This window comes from Allobosea sp. Root381, from assembly GCF_001429395.1.
GTDB lineage: Bacteria > Pseudomonadota > Alphaproteobacteria > Rhizobiales > Beijerinckiaceae > Allobosea.
The window spans coordinates 17845-35209 of the sequence record NZ_LMJT01000017.1; the positions used below are offsets into that span (position 1 = coordinate 17845).

The window sequence follows — 17365 nt, forward strand, 5'->3', positions numbered from 1 at the left end:
TCAGAGCGTCACGTTGCCGGAGTTCAGGACGTGGGTGCCCTTGAGGCTGAGCTCGAAGTCGGCATCCGGGCCGCCATCGACATTGCCCCGCAGCACCGTGTACTCGCCGTCCTCACGGGTCTCGTAGGTGACCAGCAGCTGCGCAGAGGCGGTGAACTCGCTGCCGCTGACGATGGTGAAGGCCTGGTCGCCCGCCGTTCCGCGGTCGGCGTCGATCCCCGAGAGGTCGAGCCGGTCGCCCGGTTCGAAGTCCAGGATGGTGTCGCCATCGGCCGCCTGCCCGCTGGTGAAGCGGAAGGTGTCGTTGCCGGCACCGCCCTCCATCACGTTCACGGCGTCACTTGCGGTGATCGTGTCGTTGCCCGAGCCCGTCGCGACGTTCTCGATCGACCAGAGCGTGTCCGAGCCTGTCTGCGAGCTGTAGGCATTGCCGCGGCCCAGCAGCCCCGTTCCGAGATTGACCGTGATGTTGGCGGTGATCGCCGACATGTCGAGCGTGTCGATGCCGGTGCCGCCCTCGAGGTCATCCCCGTAATAGGTGTCGTTGCCGTCACCCGCGCTGGCGACGAAGAGGTCGTTGCCCGCACCGCCGACCACGAAGTCGTTGCCGGTGCCGCCTTCGAGCCGGTCGTCGCCTGCCCCGCCGAAGAGGCGGTCGTCGCCGGCATCGCCGAAGAGCAGGTCGTTGCCTTCGCCGCCGAAGGCGATGTCGTCGCCCCCGCCCATCGCCAGGACGTCGTTGCCGGCACCGCCTTCGGCCAGGTCCGCGCCCTCCCCGGCGGAGATGGCATCGTCGCCGCCATTCCCGATCAGGACGTCGTCACCGGCGAAGCCGACGATGCTGTCCGCGGCAGCCGAGCCGATCAGGACATCGGTCTGCGCCGTTCCCGTCCGCACCCCGCCGGAGGCCGGCGGCGCAGCGTTGTCGTCGTCGCAGCCACAATCGTCTTCATCATCGTCATGGTCGTCGTCCTGATCGTCGTCGTCATTGACGCAGGTTTCGCCGTCGTCGTCCTCGTCCTCGTCCTCATCATCGTCATCGTCATCGTCGTGATGATGGTCATCGTCATCGTCATCGCCGACCGACAGCACCGGATCGAAGTCACCCGAGAAGCAGATCTGGTGCTGGCCGTTGGAGAGCGTCGAGATGCCGGTCTCCGGATCGAAGCTACGCTCGTAGTCGGCAGGGTCGCTGCCGGCCGGCAGCTCGACCACATCCTGCGGGCGGAGGCTGCCGATGATCGTGTCGTTGCCGCCATTGGAGCGGAAGACGATGCGATGCGCCGAGGTCAGGGCCGAGATGTCGACGGTGTCGTCGCCCGCGCCGCCGTTGATCGTGATCGTGTTCACGTCGAGGCTGGTATTGGCAAAGTCGCCGATCACCTGGACCGTATCGTTGCCATTGTCCGTGTTGACGACGATTTCCTCGATGTTCCACAGCTCGGCGATGACCGCCGCATTCGTGGTGCCGCCCCTTGTGATCACGATCTCCGTGCCGGCGTTCAGCCCGGTAATGCCCGCCGCCTCCGCGGCCTCCCGGGAATAGATCCGGTAGAACTCGGCGACGTTGTTGGCCGTGTTGCCGTTGATGACGAAGGTGTCGTCCGTCCCGGCCCCGCCATCGACGATGTCGCGCCCGTCGCTGCCGTTGAGGCTGTTCGCCTGGGCGTTGTTGGCGTTCCAGACGATGGTATCGTTGCCACCGCCGGCGAGGATGATGTCGTTGCCCAGGCCACCGTCGAAGGTGCTGGCGGCATCATTACCGATCAGGATGTTGTTGCCCGCCGTGCCATCGACCGTGCCGTTGACGTCGCGGGTCACGTTCACGGTGGCATTGGCGGTATCGCCGGGGGCGCCGGTGGCGGTGTAGGTGAAGCTGCCTCCGGCGTTTCCGGTCGTGGGATCGGTGAAGCTCACCGAGCTCGCATTGTGCGAAAGGTTGGTCAGGCTGTTGGCGTTGCCGACGCCCGTGATGCTGATCGGGCTGTCGGGATCGACATCGTTGGCGAGAAGGGCCCATTTCGGCACCACAATGCTCGTCGTGCCGCTGATATTGGTGATGACCGTATCGTTGTTGGCCACCACATCGTCGTCCACCGGCACGACATTGATGCTGGCGACGGCGACATTGCTGTCGACGATACCGTCATTGACCGTGATCTCGATCAGGCGCTGGCCTGCCGCGGGCGCGTCGCTGGTGTTCTCGAATCGGACGGCCTGGATCGCGGACTGGTAGGCGGCGAGCGACGCCTCGCCGGACAGCGTCAAGGTGATGATGCCCGCCACGCTGGTGTTGATCGCCGCAGTGATTCCCTGCGGCAGCGCCCCCTGGACGAAGAGCCGATCCCCTGCGGAAGCGTTGGTCAGCACGATCCGCGCCGAGGCGATCTCGCTGCCGTCGTCGGTGATGCCCGGACGGTTGGCGATCGCAGCCCCCGCCCCGTTCTCCGTGTAGCTCGTCTGGAGATCGGTCGTCGGCGCGGCCGAGGGCACGAAGAGATCGACCCGCAGGTTGTCGATCACGACGCTCTCATTGCCGTTGTCGATGCCCGACACCTCGAACCGAATCTTGGCAGCAGCGGTGAACGGCCCGACGAGATCGAAGGTCGGAGTGCTGCTAACACTGCCCCCGATCGTACCGAGCGGCTCGAAGGTCGTGCCGTCGGCCGAGAAGAAGACCGTGACCTGCTCCCCGGCATCGAGATTGTTCGCCACGGCGCTGAAGCTCAGCTGAGCCGATGCGGCGGTGGACAGGTCGAGCTCCCTCGTGATGATCGCGCCGTTGCCGGTCCCGAAGCGCAGCGCCGATCCGGCCAGCGTGATCTGGCCGTTGTTGCTCACATTCGCCCCGTCGTCGCTCTCCGTCCAGTCCGGTCCCCAGGCGATCGAGCCGGAGGAATTGCCATAGCCTCCCTGGCCGAAGCTGGTGGCGTAGTTGCCAGCGGCGCTGAAGGCATGGAGCTTCAGCTCCGGCGGCGAGAAGGTGATCGTCTCATCGGCGAATTGCAGCTTCTCGATGTTGTAGAGCCGGTCGACACCGTCCGAGACGCGGTTGCGCCCGGTTACGGGATCGATCGCGCCGCCCGTCTGGCTGATATGCGCGACCGTGATGCTGCCATCCGCGTTCGAGGTGATCTCGTAATTCTCGCGCACATCCCAGTAGACCGCGGTATCGACATCATCCGCGGACCCGCCGTCGAGAATCTCGCGGACGATCGACAGCCGCTCCGGCGAGATCACGCCGCTGACCATGAGCTCGGGCAGCGTCTTGCCGTTCCAGGCATCGACCGTGGCGTTCTGGATCACCTGCGTCAGCGAGTCGACGGAAGCAAGCTGGTTGCCATCTTCGTCGCTGATCTTGACGCGGACGTTGAGATAGCGGTCACCATCGATGATGTCGTCGCCGCCGCGGCCCTCGATCACGTCGCTGCCGCCGCCGCCGAGCAGGATGTTGCCGCCGACGAAGATGTCCTCGATCGTGCCGGTCTTTCCGTCTTCCCAGGAGCCGTCGGCCCAGTATTGGCCATTGACCATCAAGTCGCCGGTGACGATCTGGTCGAGCCCGGCGATGCGGTCGATCGCGGCGCGGTTCAGCTCGTTGTAGCGGAAGCCCGTCTCCGGCGTCGGATCGGTGGTGGTGCCGCCCTCCGCACCGTTTCCGGCGCGGTCGTCGCCGCGCAGCACGTCGTTATGCTGCCAGCCGGAAAGGCCTTCCACCTGGCTGAAGCGGTCGCGCAGCACCTCGTTCGGCAGGGTCGTGAAGATGTCGACCTTCATGTCGGAGTTGGCGCCGGTCTGCTCGCCCTTGTGGGTCACCCAGTCATGGCCCCACATGCCGATGAACTTCTGGATGCCCGCGCCGCCGAACATGATGTCGTCGCCCGAATCCGCGTCGTAGTCGGTGTCGCCGGATCCGCCGTTGAGCACGTCATGGCCGAGGATGGTCGAGTTGAAGAACAGCTCGCCATTGTCGCCGGCGATGTAGTCGAAGCCGCCTCCGGCCTCGACCCAGTCGTCGCCCTCGTTGCCGAACAGCATGTTGATGCCGTCGCCGCCGACGATGAAGTCGTTGTCCTCGCCGCCGCGGATCTCGCCGTCATCGGCACCGGAGACCAGGTAGTCCTGGCCGTCGCCGCCGAAGATCAGCGACATGCCGGTACCGTCGACGATCACGTCATGCCCGGCCTCGCCCTTGAGCACGCTGACTGCGCCGATATCGGTCCCGGCCGAGGTGATGATGTCGTTGCCCTCGCCGCCATTGATCGAGTCGACGCCATAGCCGGCCTCGATGCGGTCATTGCCCGCGCCGCCCCAGACGGTGTCGTCGCCGCCGCCCGCGACGATGTGGTCGTCGCCGCTGGTGCCCTGGATGACGATGTGGTCGTTGCCGTTGAAGCGGAAGTAGTTGGTCCCGCGTTCGACCAGGCTGGAGATCGCCTGCAGCACGGGGTTGTCGTGCTGCGGATCGACCTGCCCGGTCATCTGCATCTGCTTGAGGTAGTCGACGTAGAAGACGTGGTCGGGCACCGAGAAGATGTCGGCCGGCAGGGCCAGTCCCTGCTCGCCGAGATTGGTGTTGCGCATGACGATCTTCGCCAGCGAGTTGTTCTCGAGCTCGGTGAGGAAGTTCAGCCCCTGGGCCCGCGACAGGTAGTAGAACCGGTCGGAGTCCTGCAGGTTCTCCATCTGCAGCTGGAAGACGAAGGAGAAGGTCGAGCCCAGCATGCCGCCGAAGGCCATCTTCTTCTCGGCCAGGCCGCCGACCCAGAGGTCGACATTGTCCAGGCCGCCGCGTTTCTCGGCATAGGCGCCGGTGCCGTTGAGGAATTCCAGGCGATCACTGGGGGCGTTCACGCCGCCGAAGACCAGATTGATTGCCGCGTCGCGCTTCGCCTCGGCGGTCGTCGCCGAAGTGACGGTCGAATGCGTGCCATAGGCGGCGATGAAGTTGATGATCGATTCCGGATTCTTGAGGTTCGTCGCGAAATCCGACCAGCTCGTATAGGGCCGCAGCAGCGTGTCGCCGTTGGCCAGCTCCTGGAACTGGGCGCGAGCCTGGTTCAGCGTCGGCATGCCGGTGTCACGGCCGCGGGCGATGTTGATCGCGGCGAGATCGAGCGGGATGCCGACGAGCTGGTTGCGCAGGACGTCGGTGACGAATTCGTCGATCTCGTTGCCGCGCTGGGCTGACATGCCCAGCGCGATCGCGCCCGCCATCTGCGCCTGCGTCACATCCGTGGTCTCGAAGGCAAGCGGGTTCAGGAAAGCGTCGAACAGCCGCATCTTGTCGGGAGAGCCGTCCGCGAAGATGCGGTCGACGCTCTGGTTCAGCATGGAATGACCGAACCGATAGACCACATTCGCGAACTCGGCGAAGATCGCCGGGTTGAGGTCGACATCCGGCTCGACGATGAAGAGGTCGACGTCCGGCTGGATCTTGCGGGCGAACTCCTCGAAGACGAGGTGCTGGTACTGCATCTCGGTGGCGACGCGCGCCGCCTGGAACAGACGCTCGCCGTCCCAGCTGCCATCGGCGTGCTTCCACGAGGCGATGAACTCCGCATCGCCCGATGCCGTGATCGTCGCCTTGATCTCCTCGACCTGTCGGTTGTGCTCGGCATGGAAAATGTAGTGGACGGCGGTCAGGCCGATGTTCTCGTTGCCGCGGCCGTCACCCGTGATGAAATGCGCATCGAGCATTTCGTTGTCGTAGGAGGTCTGCTGACCGCGCTCATTGAAGGCGCCGGAATATCCAGTCGCGCTGTCGCTGTCGGCCTGCAGCACGCCGCCGATCAGCACTGGCACCGCCGCATGAGCGATGTCGTCTAGGAAGGCGTTGGGCAGGCGGACGGCGCTGGCGAGACTCGCCGGCGCCGTGGGTGTGCCGGAGATGACGAGGTCGTCGGCGGTGTTCGGCACCCCGTCGGGGCCGACACCGACGATCACCTGCGCGTAGCCCGTGTCCGGATCCGGGATGAACCTGCCATAGGGGTCGGTTCGCAGCAGCGGAACTTTGCCGACATCGGCGTCGGTGAGTTCGATGCCGAGCATCGTTCGCGCCTGGTCCTTGATGTCCTTCCAGGTCGCCAGGCCGCCATTGGCGCCTTCGAGCAGCAGGCCGGTGGCGACGGGCTTACCGTCCGGGCCGAGCTCGTATTCCCGCAGGAAGACCTGGTGCGAAGCATGCGAGGTGTAGGTCTGGTTCTGGTCGACCCATGGCGTGGTGACGTTGGCCGCCTCGTCATCAACGGAGACGCGCGTCAGCACCATGAAGTTCGTGTGCGGCGTGGCCGGGTTGTAGAGCGGGTCGTCCGGCTGGAGCGGGATGTAGACGGTGCCGTTCCCGCCCTTCTTCACGAGGTCGAGGCCGTGATCGAAGAACTGGCCGAAGAGCGTGAACCAGGAATTATAGGGCGCGGAGAGGCCCTCATCCGGCGCGACGTTCGGCAGCAGAACGGTGTTGCCGTCAAGCTCGACCCCATGCTGGTCGAGCAGCGCCGCCAGCGCTCCGGCATCAGCCAGGGCATCGTCGCGCCCCTGCGTGGCGGCCGTCACGGCGTTGCTTGCGATCTCAAGCGCCGCGAGCAGAGGCTGCAGCTCGGCGATCGTTTCGGCTGCGGCAATGTCCTCCAAAACTTGATTATGGGCCTCCTGAGCCGTGAGCAGTGCCGCCTCGGCCGCGTCGAGCGCCGCGAGAGCACCCGGCTGAGCCTGATGGGCGGCCCGGATCTGGGTCACGAGCCCGGGAATCTGCGCTTCCGATACGCCCGCATGGCGCAGCGCCGCAGCGATGGCGGCGGGATTGTCGAGCGTCTGGTCGACGATCAGGTTCGAGATGATGCGCGGATCCGCATCGACGACGGTGCCGGGAGCCAACTGGCCGGGCGCCAGCGCCGTGCCGCCGGTCGAGGCGTAGTTGTTGTTGTTGAGCCAGACCGGATTGGTCGGCGTCCCGAACATCAGGGCGTCGTCCTCCTCGTTGACCCAGTTCGGCTGCGTCAGCTGCGGGAAGGGCTCGCCCGAGGCGCCCCAGCGCTCACGGCCGGGCACGAGGTTGTTGTAGCTGCCATCGACGGTGCGCAACCCGTTTGGCAGCAGCGGATTGTCCACGAGTTCCCTGAGAGCATCGCCGATCTGGTCGATGCTGTCGGTGCCGGAGACGCCAGCGATCATCGCGCTGTGCTGCTCGGCAATTTCGATCTGCTTGAGAATGAACTGGAGATCGTGCGCGTTGAGCTTCATGGCAGCCTCACCTAACGAAAGTCGCAGAAGAGATGCAGTGCGCGGCAATCGAAATTGCCGGAACATCCCAGATTAATTGTTCGTTAAGCGAATATGCCGATATTTTATTAGAATGATTATCGAGAAAGGTCGCACGATTTTCTGCGACGTATTGCCGTATTACAAACTAGCCTCTAGGCCCGCCGATCAACTAGTCGATCGGCAGGCTTCAACCTAGACCTTGGACCAGGGTGTCCGGCTGATGATCGCAGCGTCCGCGGAATGCTCGTGAAGGAGGCGAGCCCACCTTCCCTGCCGGTACCGCCGCGTGACATCGCGACGCTGCCGGAGCTGCGCCTCTCGACGCAGTTCCTGCTGACCGGTGGGCTCTTGCTGCTCCTCGCGATGGTGGGTGCCGGAATCGCCGTGACGCGCCTCGTCGCCGAAGCGACCATCAACCACACGGCCGCGTACTCCGCCGTCTTCGTCCAGAGCATCGTCGCCCCCTTCGCCGAAGAGCTCGGCCGGCAGGGCACCCTGTCGCCATCATCCCTGAGCCGGCTCGACGAATTGATGGCCGGGCCGGCGATCAGCGAGCGTTTTCCCTATCTCGAGATCTGGCTGCGCGACGGCACGGTAGCCTATTCCAACTCGCCCGAGATCATCGGCCGGAAGTTCACGCCGCCGACGGCACTGAGCGAAGCCTTCGCCGGCGAGGTCGTCTCCGACTTCACCGACCTGCAGACCGCCGAGCATCGCAGCCGTGGCTTCGAGGCGACCTTCCTGGAGGTCTATACGCCCGTACTCGCCGCCTCCGGCGAGATCGTCGCTGTGGCCGAGATCCACGAGATCAAGCAACCTCTCCAAGACGGGCTCGCCCGCATCAGGCTGATCAGCTGGCTCGCGGTCGCTGCCAGCACATTGGTCATCATGGCCGGGCTCTACGGCGTCGTCAGGCGCGGCACGCGCACCATCGAGCGCCAGCAGGCCGCACTTCTCGTCCGCGCCGCGGAGGCAGAGCAATTCGCGGCGGCCAATCGCGCGCTCGGCGTCAGGCTACGCAACGCCTCCGCCCGGACGGTCGAGATCCACGAGAACACGATCCGCCGTCTCGGCGCCGACCTGCATGACGGGCCCGCCCAACTCGTCGGCTTCGCACAGCTCAAGCTCGACGAGTTCGCCGCGGCGTCGAGCCCGGGCGCGCGGACGCGGCTGCGGGAAATGATCCGGACCGCGCTGGCCGAGGCGATCCACGAGATCCGCGCGATCGCCAGCGGGGCGCTTCTTCCGGAACTGCACGCGCTCACCTTGTCCGAGGTCATCTCGCGGGCGGTACAGGCCCATGTCATGCGCACCGGCGCGCAGGTCGCGCTGGAGGCCGTACCCATTGTCGTGGATGTCGCCGATGCCGCACGCGCCTGCGTCTATCGCTTCGTCCAGGAAGGGCTGAACAACGCCTACCGGCATGCTGCCGGCGGCGGGTGCACGGTCAGCTGCAGCCTCGATGGCAACTGGCTCGGCATCACCGTCAGCAGCCGCGGCCGGACGCCGCCGGCGGCGCGGGACGAGGCAGCGGGTCCGCGCCTCGGCCTTATCGGCATGCGCGAGCGGATCGAAAGCCTCGGCGGCACGCTCACGCTCGAAACCGACGACCGGGGCAGGACGCGCGTGACCATGTCGATCGAGCTCCAGGGAGGGTTGCTTGCAGACGAACAAGACCAGGGTCGTGATCATTGATGATCACTCGATCTTCCGCAGCGGGGTGGTGCAGGCGCTGAGCGGCGCGGGCGACATCGTCATCGATGCCGAGGGAGCGAGCGCGGACGAGGCGCTTGTCCTCTGCGAGCGCCATGCCCCGCAAGTTGCCCTGCTCGACCTCTCCATGCCGGGCAACGGCCTGGAGGCGGCTGCGGCCTTGCGCAAGCACTCCCCGGACACGAGGGTGGTGATCCTGACGGTGTCCGAAGACGAGGAGACCTTGGTCGATGCGCTCGACGCCGGCGTTGCCGGATATGCCCTCAAGGGTATCTCGGCCTCCGAGCTCGCCGAGGTGATCCGGACGGTGATGCGGGGCGAAACCTATCTGCCGCCGAGCATGGCAGCCCGGCTGGTCAAGAGCCTGCGTACCATCAGCCCGGAGCTCGAGAGGCTGAACAGTCTCTCGGCGCGGGAACGCCTGGTGCTGCGCCTGATAGCCCAGGGTTTCACCAACCAGGAGGTGGCCGAAGCCACCGGCGGCACCATCAAGACGGTCAAGTTCCACGTCTCCAACATCCTGGAGAAGCTGTCGTTAAGGAACAGAACCGAGGCAGCAATCTTCTTCCAGAAGAATGGTCAATGACGAGCGGGTCCTTCTTGTTGCCCCGTCAGCCTGTTCACACCTGCGTTGCGGCCGGCCTCGGGCGCCAGCCGGCGGCTCGGCTGGACTGGTCGAGGTAACGCGGCATGCGGTCTCGACCGATCGGCAGTGGACACCGGCCTCCCGCCGGATAGACGCGTGGCGTCCCTGCACAGCCCGGCGGTTTCAGAACGGAACGGCCATGCGCACGCTGAACTCCTGATTGGCGAAGTCCTTTGCCAGCTGGGCCTTGTATTCGGCCCGCAGCTCATAGCCCGCCTTTGCGAAGAGATGCAGTCCCGTCCCCAGGTTGAAGAGCTTGTCCGGCATCGACGAGGTTGAGGCGAAGGTGATGCCTGGCCCGCCATCTTCCGAGAACGATACCCGCTGGCTGAGCCCGTCGCCGCTCAGGAACGTGCCGCCGATCGAAACATACGGCCGAAGCCATTGGTCTTTGCCCAGGTCGATCCGGGCACCCGCTTCCAGCGTCGGCTCGAATGCCATGCTCCACTCCCGGATGGCATCGGCCCGGAAGGTCGCTCCACTTCCCGAAAGCGTATAGCCGGGCATGTGGGTGTGGAGCAGGTCGAGATCTGCTGAGGGCCGCAGGTACCAGCCGTCGAAGGCCAGTTCATAGGCAGCCCGCAGGCGAAGCCCGGCCGTCCAGACCTCCGTGTTATTGCGCGCGTTCCAGCTATTATCGCCGACGAAGAAGTTCGTGTCGGAATCGAAGCTGCCGTAACCGCCATGAAGCGCGCCTGCGAGCAGCCATGGGCCGGCCTGATGCTTCAGGGAGATCGCGACATCGGCCCCCTTGCCGTCGATGGAGGTGAGCCTGTCGCTCGTGCGCATCCTGCTCAGGTTGTAGGAGGCGGTCGCGCCCAGGAACCAGTCCGGGCTCAATTCCCACTGCCCGCCGACCCGATAGCTCAGGCCATTCTGGGTGGAGCCGTCGTTCCCGACGCCGTTGGCGTAGATCATGCGGGAACCGACGATGCGGCCCCATACGCATTGCGTCTCGCGCAAGCTGGTGCTGCTGCCTTCGAACAGCGGACAGCTCAGGGCCGCCGTGAGGGACTTGCGCGCATCCAGTGTCTGGTTCACCGCGGACTGGCCGTGATCCTCCGTGGCTGTCAGGCTGTTGATCGCCCGGCCATATTGCTCGGCCGTGTCGATATTGGCGAGGTCCGCGAAGGTGCCCGCCATGGTGACATTGCCCGAGTTCCAGGCCTGCTGAAGGCTGCCGAGCAGCGAACGCTCGGTGTTCGTCAGGCTTCCCCTGGCCTTTCCGACGAAATCCGCCGATGGCGAGATGGCAATGCTGTTGCCGTTCCGCGAGGCCGACCAGGAGACCGGGCTTTCCGGGCTGACGCCTGCGGTCTCGGGGTTGTTGGTCGAGATCGAGGAGGCCGAAACCACCGTGAAGCTGCTGCCAGGCAGCAGCCCATCGACGGAGTAGGGCCGGATCGCGACGCCGTCGATGGTGAGCTTGGCCGTCTTCAGGAGGTCCGCGTTCTGGGCGCCTGCCGGCGCGACGCTGTTCACGTCGACGCGCAGCCGGCCGGCGAGATGGGTGTCGACGTTCTTGACCGTGGCGGTCGCGATCTGGCCGACCCCGCCGACGTCGAACGTACCGCCATTGTAGAACCAGCCGCTGCGATTACTGATGTTGATCGTTCCGCTTCCGGCGCTGATATAGGTGCCGCCGACCTCGTTGCGGAACTCGTTCCATTCGTTCGTGCCGCGATAGGTCAGGTTGATATCGCCCACCAGCGTTCCGTAGTTGAGCACTTTCTCCTGGCCGAAGGTCGAGATCACCGCCTGGTTGGAGACCGCGCTGACATGGGAGCCGGCACCGATCACGATGGTGTTGAACTGGCCGCCATCCACGACGATGGCGGCGCCATCGCCCGCCCCGCCGCGAAGGACGCCGGAGTAGTCGACGGTGATGTTGCCGCCATAGCGGCTTTCGTCGAGCAGCCCGTCGATCTTCTGGAAGCCGCTCTGAGCGAAGATGCCGTAGGAGCCGGCGCCGGTCGTCTGAATGTTGCCCTTCAGATGAACCGAGATCTCGCCCCCTGTTCCGCGCGATGCGCTTCGCTTGTCGAGATTCTCCGTGATCTTGGTCAGGACGCTGTTGACCGTATCGGTATCGTTACCCAGCAGCCTGACGACGCCCTGGAACTCCTCCGGAACCTTGTCGATATTGTCGAGAACCGTGCCGCTGCCGCCAGTCTTGCTGATGATGCCGGCCAGAACGGACGCCGTCGCTTCAAGGGTGCTGCGGACCGTCTTGTCGGTCTTCAGCAGGTCGCTGACCATACCGCCGCCGCCGCCAAGCGTCTGGGCGAAGATCCCGTGAGCCTCGGCGCCCTTCGTGTCGATCCTGACGGTTCCGTCCCGACTGCCGATCTCGATGAAACCGCCATCGCCGCTGGACCGGCCTTCGCCGCCGAACACCGGCAGCGTCCAGCCTTGCAACACCGAGGCGCCGCCATAGCCGCCGCCGCCGCCGATCGTCTGGGCGAAGACCGCTATCGAATTGTCGCCGGTCGTTTGGATCGCGGCATTGTTGCTGAACATGACATGGATGTTGCCTCCGTTGCCGGCTGCGCCGCCCTTGCCGCCGTAGGAGGCCGCGTACTTGACGCCGCCGGGGCTGCCGGCGGCATTGGAGATGCCGCCGCCGCCGCCGATGGACTGGGCGAGGATGCCGAAGGCGGCCTCGCCGGTTGTCCGGATCGGGCCACCATGATTCACCTTCACGGTCCCGCCCGCGCCCGAGGCACCGCCCGAGCCGCCGAGCGTGAAGCTGCCGGATTTGGAAGATGGCTTCTTGTCGCTCGAACCCTGCGCAGCCGCCGGCACCTTCTCGATGCCGACCGCCTTCAGCAGGGCCGCGATCGTGCTGGCCGAGGCCGCCTTCTCGTCGCCGCTGCCGGCCGAGCCCGCGTCGGAGGCCGATGCGGGGTTCATCAGGAAGGCGCCGCCGCCGCCGCCGATGCTCTGGGCCACGACCGCATGCGCCTCGTTGCCGCGCGTCTCGACCGTGCCATAGTTGTTCACGGTGACCTCGCCGCCATTGCCGCCGGTTCCGCCATTGCCGCCGACCGTCAGGTTAAGGACGAGATTCTTGTTGTCGCTGCTGAGCGCACCCACGCCGACGCCGCCGCCGCCGCCGACCGACTGGGCATAGATCCCGTATGAGGCCTCGCCCGCGGTCCTGATCGTGCCCTCATTGGTCAGGGTGACCTGCCCGCCGAGATTGCCGTGGCCGCCTTTGCCGCCGAGCGTTCCGCCGAGATTGGTCTTGTTGCTGCCGGATGAATAGGCGAGCCCGCCCTGTCCACCGCCGCCGCCGACCGATTGCGCGAAGACGCCATGCGAGACGTCGCCGCCGGTCACGACCAGGCCGCTGTGATTGAGGAGCACGGTGCCACCGACATTGCCGCTGCCGCCGTCGCCACCCATGGAGAGGGTCAGCGACACGTCCGGCCGCTTCACCGACCCCTTCGACTGCTTGTCGAGGTAGTCGGTGATGTTTTTGCCGAAGGATTGCGCCTGCTTGTAGAAATCGGATTTCTTGAAGGAGTCAGCGAGGGACTTGTAGGTATCCGAGTTCTGGATGTCCTTGATGAGGGCGTCGAGATTTTCCTTCGTCTCGGCGTTCTTCTTGTCGCCCGCCCATTCCTGATAGGCGTCCACGCCGACGGCCTTCTTCAAGGTCGCCCAGAGTTCGCCGACGGTATCGGGCGTATCATCGGGCGCTGCCGTCAGGTTGCCGCCATTGCCGCCGCCGCCGCCGACCGACTGCAGGAAGATGCCGTGCGAGGCATCCCCGCGGGTCTCGATCGTGCCGGCGTTGGAGACATCCACGACGCCGCCGGTGCCACCGGTGCCACCCCTTCCACCAAATGAGAGGCTGACCGACAACGTGCCTTCCGCCGCCGCGCTGCCACCGCCGCCCATGCCGCCGCCGCCGCCGACACTCTGTGCGAACAGGCCGTCCGCCTGCGAGCTCTGGGTTCGGATCAGGCTCTGGGAGGACAGGATGGCCTGCACCTTGCCGCCATTGCCGCCGCTGCCGCCATTGCCGCCGATCGCGTTCACCATGGTGACGGAATCGGCCAGCGGCAACTTCTGCACCAGGCTGTTAAGCGTCTTGTCGAATGACAGGCCCGAGGCAGCCGATGCGTTCACGGCACCGCCATTGCCCCCGCCGCCGCCGATGCTCTGAAGCAGGATGCCCGTGGCGCCGGCGCCGCGTGTCTCCACCCGGCCGCGATTCTCAACCAGAATGGGCCCGCCGTCGCCACCACCCTTGCTGCCGGTGCCACCGATGGTCTGGCCGAGCGCCACCGTGCGATAGAGGCTGAGCGCATCGGCCGAGGAAGAGGCCGAGCCGCCATTGCCGCCGCCGCCGCCTATGCTCTGCGCCTGAATGCCGAACGCCCCATCACCGTGGGTCGCGACACTGCCGTCATTGTAGACATGAACGAAATCCCCGGAGCCGCCGCCGCCGCCCGTGCCGCCGATGGTATTGGTGACGTTCAGGGCCGTGGCGCCCGGAGCGGCGATGGCCAGGCCATAGGCCAGCGCATTGCCGGCATTGCCGCCGCCGCCGCCGACGCTCTGCGCCTGAATGCCGATGGAGCCGACACCGAAGGTCTCGACGCCGGCATTCTTGTTGTAGACCTTGACGGTCCGGCCGTGGCCGCCAGCGCCACCGGAACCGCCGATGGCATTGGTGAGGGCGATCGAGGGCAGCGGCTGGCCGGAGGGCGTGACAGCCGGCAAGGCAAGGGCAAAGGCGCCCGCGCCACCGCCCGTGCCACCGCCGCCACCGATGCTGATGGCCTGAAGCCCGAGCGCGGCCTCCCCGCGGGTGATGATCGCGGAGCCGTTGTCGACCAGGACATGCCCGCCATTGCCGCCCATGCCGCCCGAGCCGCCCGTCGCAGACGAGGCGGACAGGCCGGGACCGGTTGATTTCGCCGATGCATAGCCGCCCGTGCCGCCGCCGCCGCCGACCGACTGCGCCAGCAGCGCGGTTGCGCCCTTGCCGGCCGTTTCGATGTTGCCCTGGCTGCTCCTGAACGTGACCTCGCCGCCAGCGCCGCCGCCGCCGCCCGCTCCCCCGAGAGCCACCGCCAGAAACGCCATCGAGCTCGACGCCACGCCACCGGTTCCGCCGCCGCCGCCGACGCTCTGCAGCAGAGCGCCATAGGCCGAATCGCCGGATGTGATGATGGATCCGCTATGCTTGAGCGTGACCGCGCCACCGATGCCGCCCGTGCCACCCGTGCCGCCGCTGGTGAAGGGCAGGATGCCGCTGCTGCCGCCGGATCCGCCGCCGGAACCGCTCACCACCGGCTTGCTGAGATGGAAGGCGTCCAGCGCGCTGCCCCCGCCGACGCTCTGCGCCACGATGCCGGCCGAGCCGGTGCCGCGCGTTTCGATCCGCCCCGTATTCGTGATCTCGACCGTGCCGCCGAGCCCGGCGCCGCCGCCGTCACCACCGGAGGTGAAAGCCGCACCGCCGCCGTTTCCGCCGACGCCGCCCACTGACTGCGCCATCAGGCCGAGGCTGTAGTCGCCTCGGGTGGCGATCGAACCGTAATTCTTCGCATCGATGTTGCCGCCCCGGCCGCCGCGGCCGCCGGGCGTGCCCGAGGTGAAGGCGCCGTTCGCGCCGCCGCCGCCGATGCCTCCCACGCTCTGCAGGATCACCGCCGGAGAATTGGCCCCGTTCGTCGTCACCGAGCCGTAGTTGTTGAAGGAGACCTGTCCACCGCCGCCGGCGTTCGATGGATAGCCGCCGCTGTTGCTGGCGTGCCCACCGTTGCCGCCGAACGAGTTTACGGAGACGGCCGGCGCCAGAGCACCCTGCACGGTGACCGCCGCCGAGCCCTCCAGGGTGACGCCGACGTCGCCGCCGCTGCCGCCCCGGTCCACGTCTACCCTGTAATCATAGGTGCCGTCGGCGGATCGCCTGCCATCCACCTTGCCGATGCCGGCCGCGCCGCCCTCGGACATCACATAGATGGCGGGAAGCGACAGATTCAGCGGATTATTGCCGCCGCCATAGGCAGTGACGCGGGACGCAATCGACAATGTCACGCGCCCGCCATCGCCGCCGCGGGCGATGCCGGTCTCGCTTTCCGTCCAGGACGTGTATCCCAGCCCTCCGGTCCCGCCGCGGGAATAGACATGGATCAACGGGCTGGAGCGCTCATGCGCAGACGTCGCATAGCCGAGCCGCCCCGAAACCTCGGCGGATTGCGCCAAGATCAGCGAAACGACACCACCATTGCCCCCGCGCTGGCCTGGCAGATTGTGGAACACGCCCTTTGAATAGACGGAGCCTCCCGCCCCGCCGACGGAGCCGATTTCGAGGGCGGGCGAGGGAATGTTGAGGATGGGCGCATGCTGGACCCAGAACGAGGAGCCGCCATCCTTGCCCTCGGTTGCGGACGTCCAGAGAAACGCGGTTTCGCCGTCTCGGCCATCCGCACCCCGCATGACCTGAGAGACCCGCCCCCCTTCAGCCTTCGCGCCGGACGCGACGAGAAGCGCAGCCAGGCTGGCGCCACCGAGAAGGATGCTCGACAGCCCGTTGGTGGCCAGCTGCACGCGCTTGCGCAGGCGCTTTCCGCCCTGCTCTCCTTGCAATCTCACGATAAAGTATCCCCGCCAATCCGCCGGGTAGCTTAGCTTGAGATTGGCAGTCTTGAAACAAGAAACAACGTAACGTTGAGAATTTAAAAGTAACAAATTGCAGTTATATGGAACGAATTGGAACGAATTGGAACTAATTTACACCGAAACCGGTTGATCGCCCCCGATTCTCGATGGCCTTCTGGCCGCTCATTGATGATTCGTCGACCGCCACCGCCGCGCATTGCCATTCGCATTCCGCGATGAATGATCTTCGCTAATCGCTGTTGGCGTCCGCTCGGGTATGAAGCGGAGATGCGCTCCGCCACATACCCCTCGGAATCGGCTACTCCGCCGCCTTCGGCGAACGCACCCGCAACCACGCCAAACGAGGCCAGGCTCCGACGGAAACGCCGGCGACCAGCCGTAACGACCGAAACCGTCAGGGCTCGATGGCGCATCCCAGGCGTGAGAGCGTGGAATCGACCCAGCTACGGTCGTCCTTGCCCTCCAGGATCGCCTGCATCTTTTTCTCTTCCGCGACATGCTTCTTGTGGGCGGCTTCATAGATCGCCTCGGCATGATCGAAGGGCACGCAGAGGAGGCCGTCGGCATCACCGATCATGAGATCGCCCGGCTCGATGACCATGCCCTGCAGCGAGATCGGAACGTTGATCTCGCCGGGCCCGTCCTTGTAGGGGCCGCGATGGCTGATCCCGGCCGCGTAGATCGGCAGGTCGTTCTCGCGGATCCAGGCGGAGTCGCGCACCGCTCCGTGGAGCACGATCCCGGCGATGCCGCGGGTTTGCGCATGGGCGATCATGAGTTCGCCGATCAGTGAATTTGTGAGATCGCCGCCGGCATCCACGACGATGACGTCACCGGGAGCGGCGAGATCGAGCGCCTTGTGGATCATCAGATTGTCGCCTGGACGTGTCTTCACGGTGAGTGCCGGTCCGGCCATCACGCCACCGCGGTGAAGAGGCCGGAGCGATGCCCCGCCGGCGACCATGCGCGACATCGAATCGCTGATGTTGGCGACCGGAAGCGTGCGGAAACGCTTGACGAGATCGGCCTCGACCTGACGGCGGCGCTTGAGAATTCGAAATCCGATCATGGAGTGTCCTTGGTTTAGAAGCTGGCCGGTAC

5 protein-coding genes are annotated in these 17365 nt (G+C 66.0%); 2 read left to right on the forward strand and 3 right to left on the reverse strand.

The features are described from left to right. Window positions 1–7242 (reverse strand): peroxidase family protein, encoded by a 7242-nt coding sequence (locus ASE63_RS15455; protein ID WP_056802801.1) that lies wholly within the window; start codon window positions 7240–7242, stop codon window positions 1–3. Window positions 7243–7509: 267 nt separating this feature from the next. Between ASE63_RS15455 and ASE63_RS27320 the strand changes: the two genes are divergently transcribed. Both ASE63_RS27320 and ASE63_RS15470 read left to right on the forward strand, forming a co-directional pair. Beyond that, window positions 7510–8958: an ATP-binding protein gene (locus tag ASE63_RS27320; RefSeq protein WP_156410392.1), complete on the forward strand. Its 1449-nt coding sequence runs from the start codon at window positions 7510–7512 to the stop codon at window positions 8956–8958. After that, window positions 8924–9562, forward strand: a complete 639-nt coding sequence (locus ASE63_RS15470) for a response regulator transcription factor (protein WP_056802810.1) — start codon at window positions 8924–8926, stop codon at window positions 9560–9562. Before ASE63_RS27320 ends, ASE63_RS15470 begins: the two co-directional genes overlap by 35 nt. Before the next feature lie 183 nt (window positions 9563–9745). Here the strand turns inward: ASE63_RS15470 and ASE63_RS15475 are convergent, their stop codons facing one another. Further along, window positions 9746–16237: an autotransporter outer membrane beta-barrel domain-containing protein gene (locus tag ASE63_RS15475; RefSeq protein WP_156410393.1), complete on the reverse strand. Its 6492-nt coding sequence runs from the start codon at window positions 16235–16237 to the stop codon at window positions 9746–9748. 421 nt (window positions 16238–16658) lie between these two features. Further along, window positions 16659–17333 carry an RraA family protein gene (locus ASE63_RS15480; RefSeq protein ID WP_056802816.1) on the reverse strand — a complete coding sequence of 225 codons (675 nt, stop codon included), beginning with the start codon at window positions 17331–17333 and terminating at the stop codon, window positions 16659–16661. Between the last annotated feature and the right edge of the window lie 32 nt (window positions 17334–17365).

Excerpts from the sequence above, each read along its gene's own strand:
- ASE63_RS15480 (WP_056802816.1), bottom strand. The coding sequence starts at position 17,333 with ATGATCGGATTTCGAATTCTCAAGCGCCGCCGTCAGGTCGAGGCCGAT.
- ASE63_RS15455 (WP_056802801.1), bottom strand. The coding sequence starts at position 7,242 with ATGAAGCTCAACGCGCACGATCTCCAGTTCATTCTCAAGCAGATCGAA.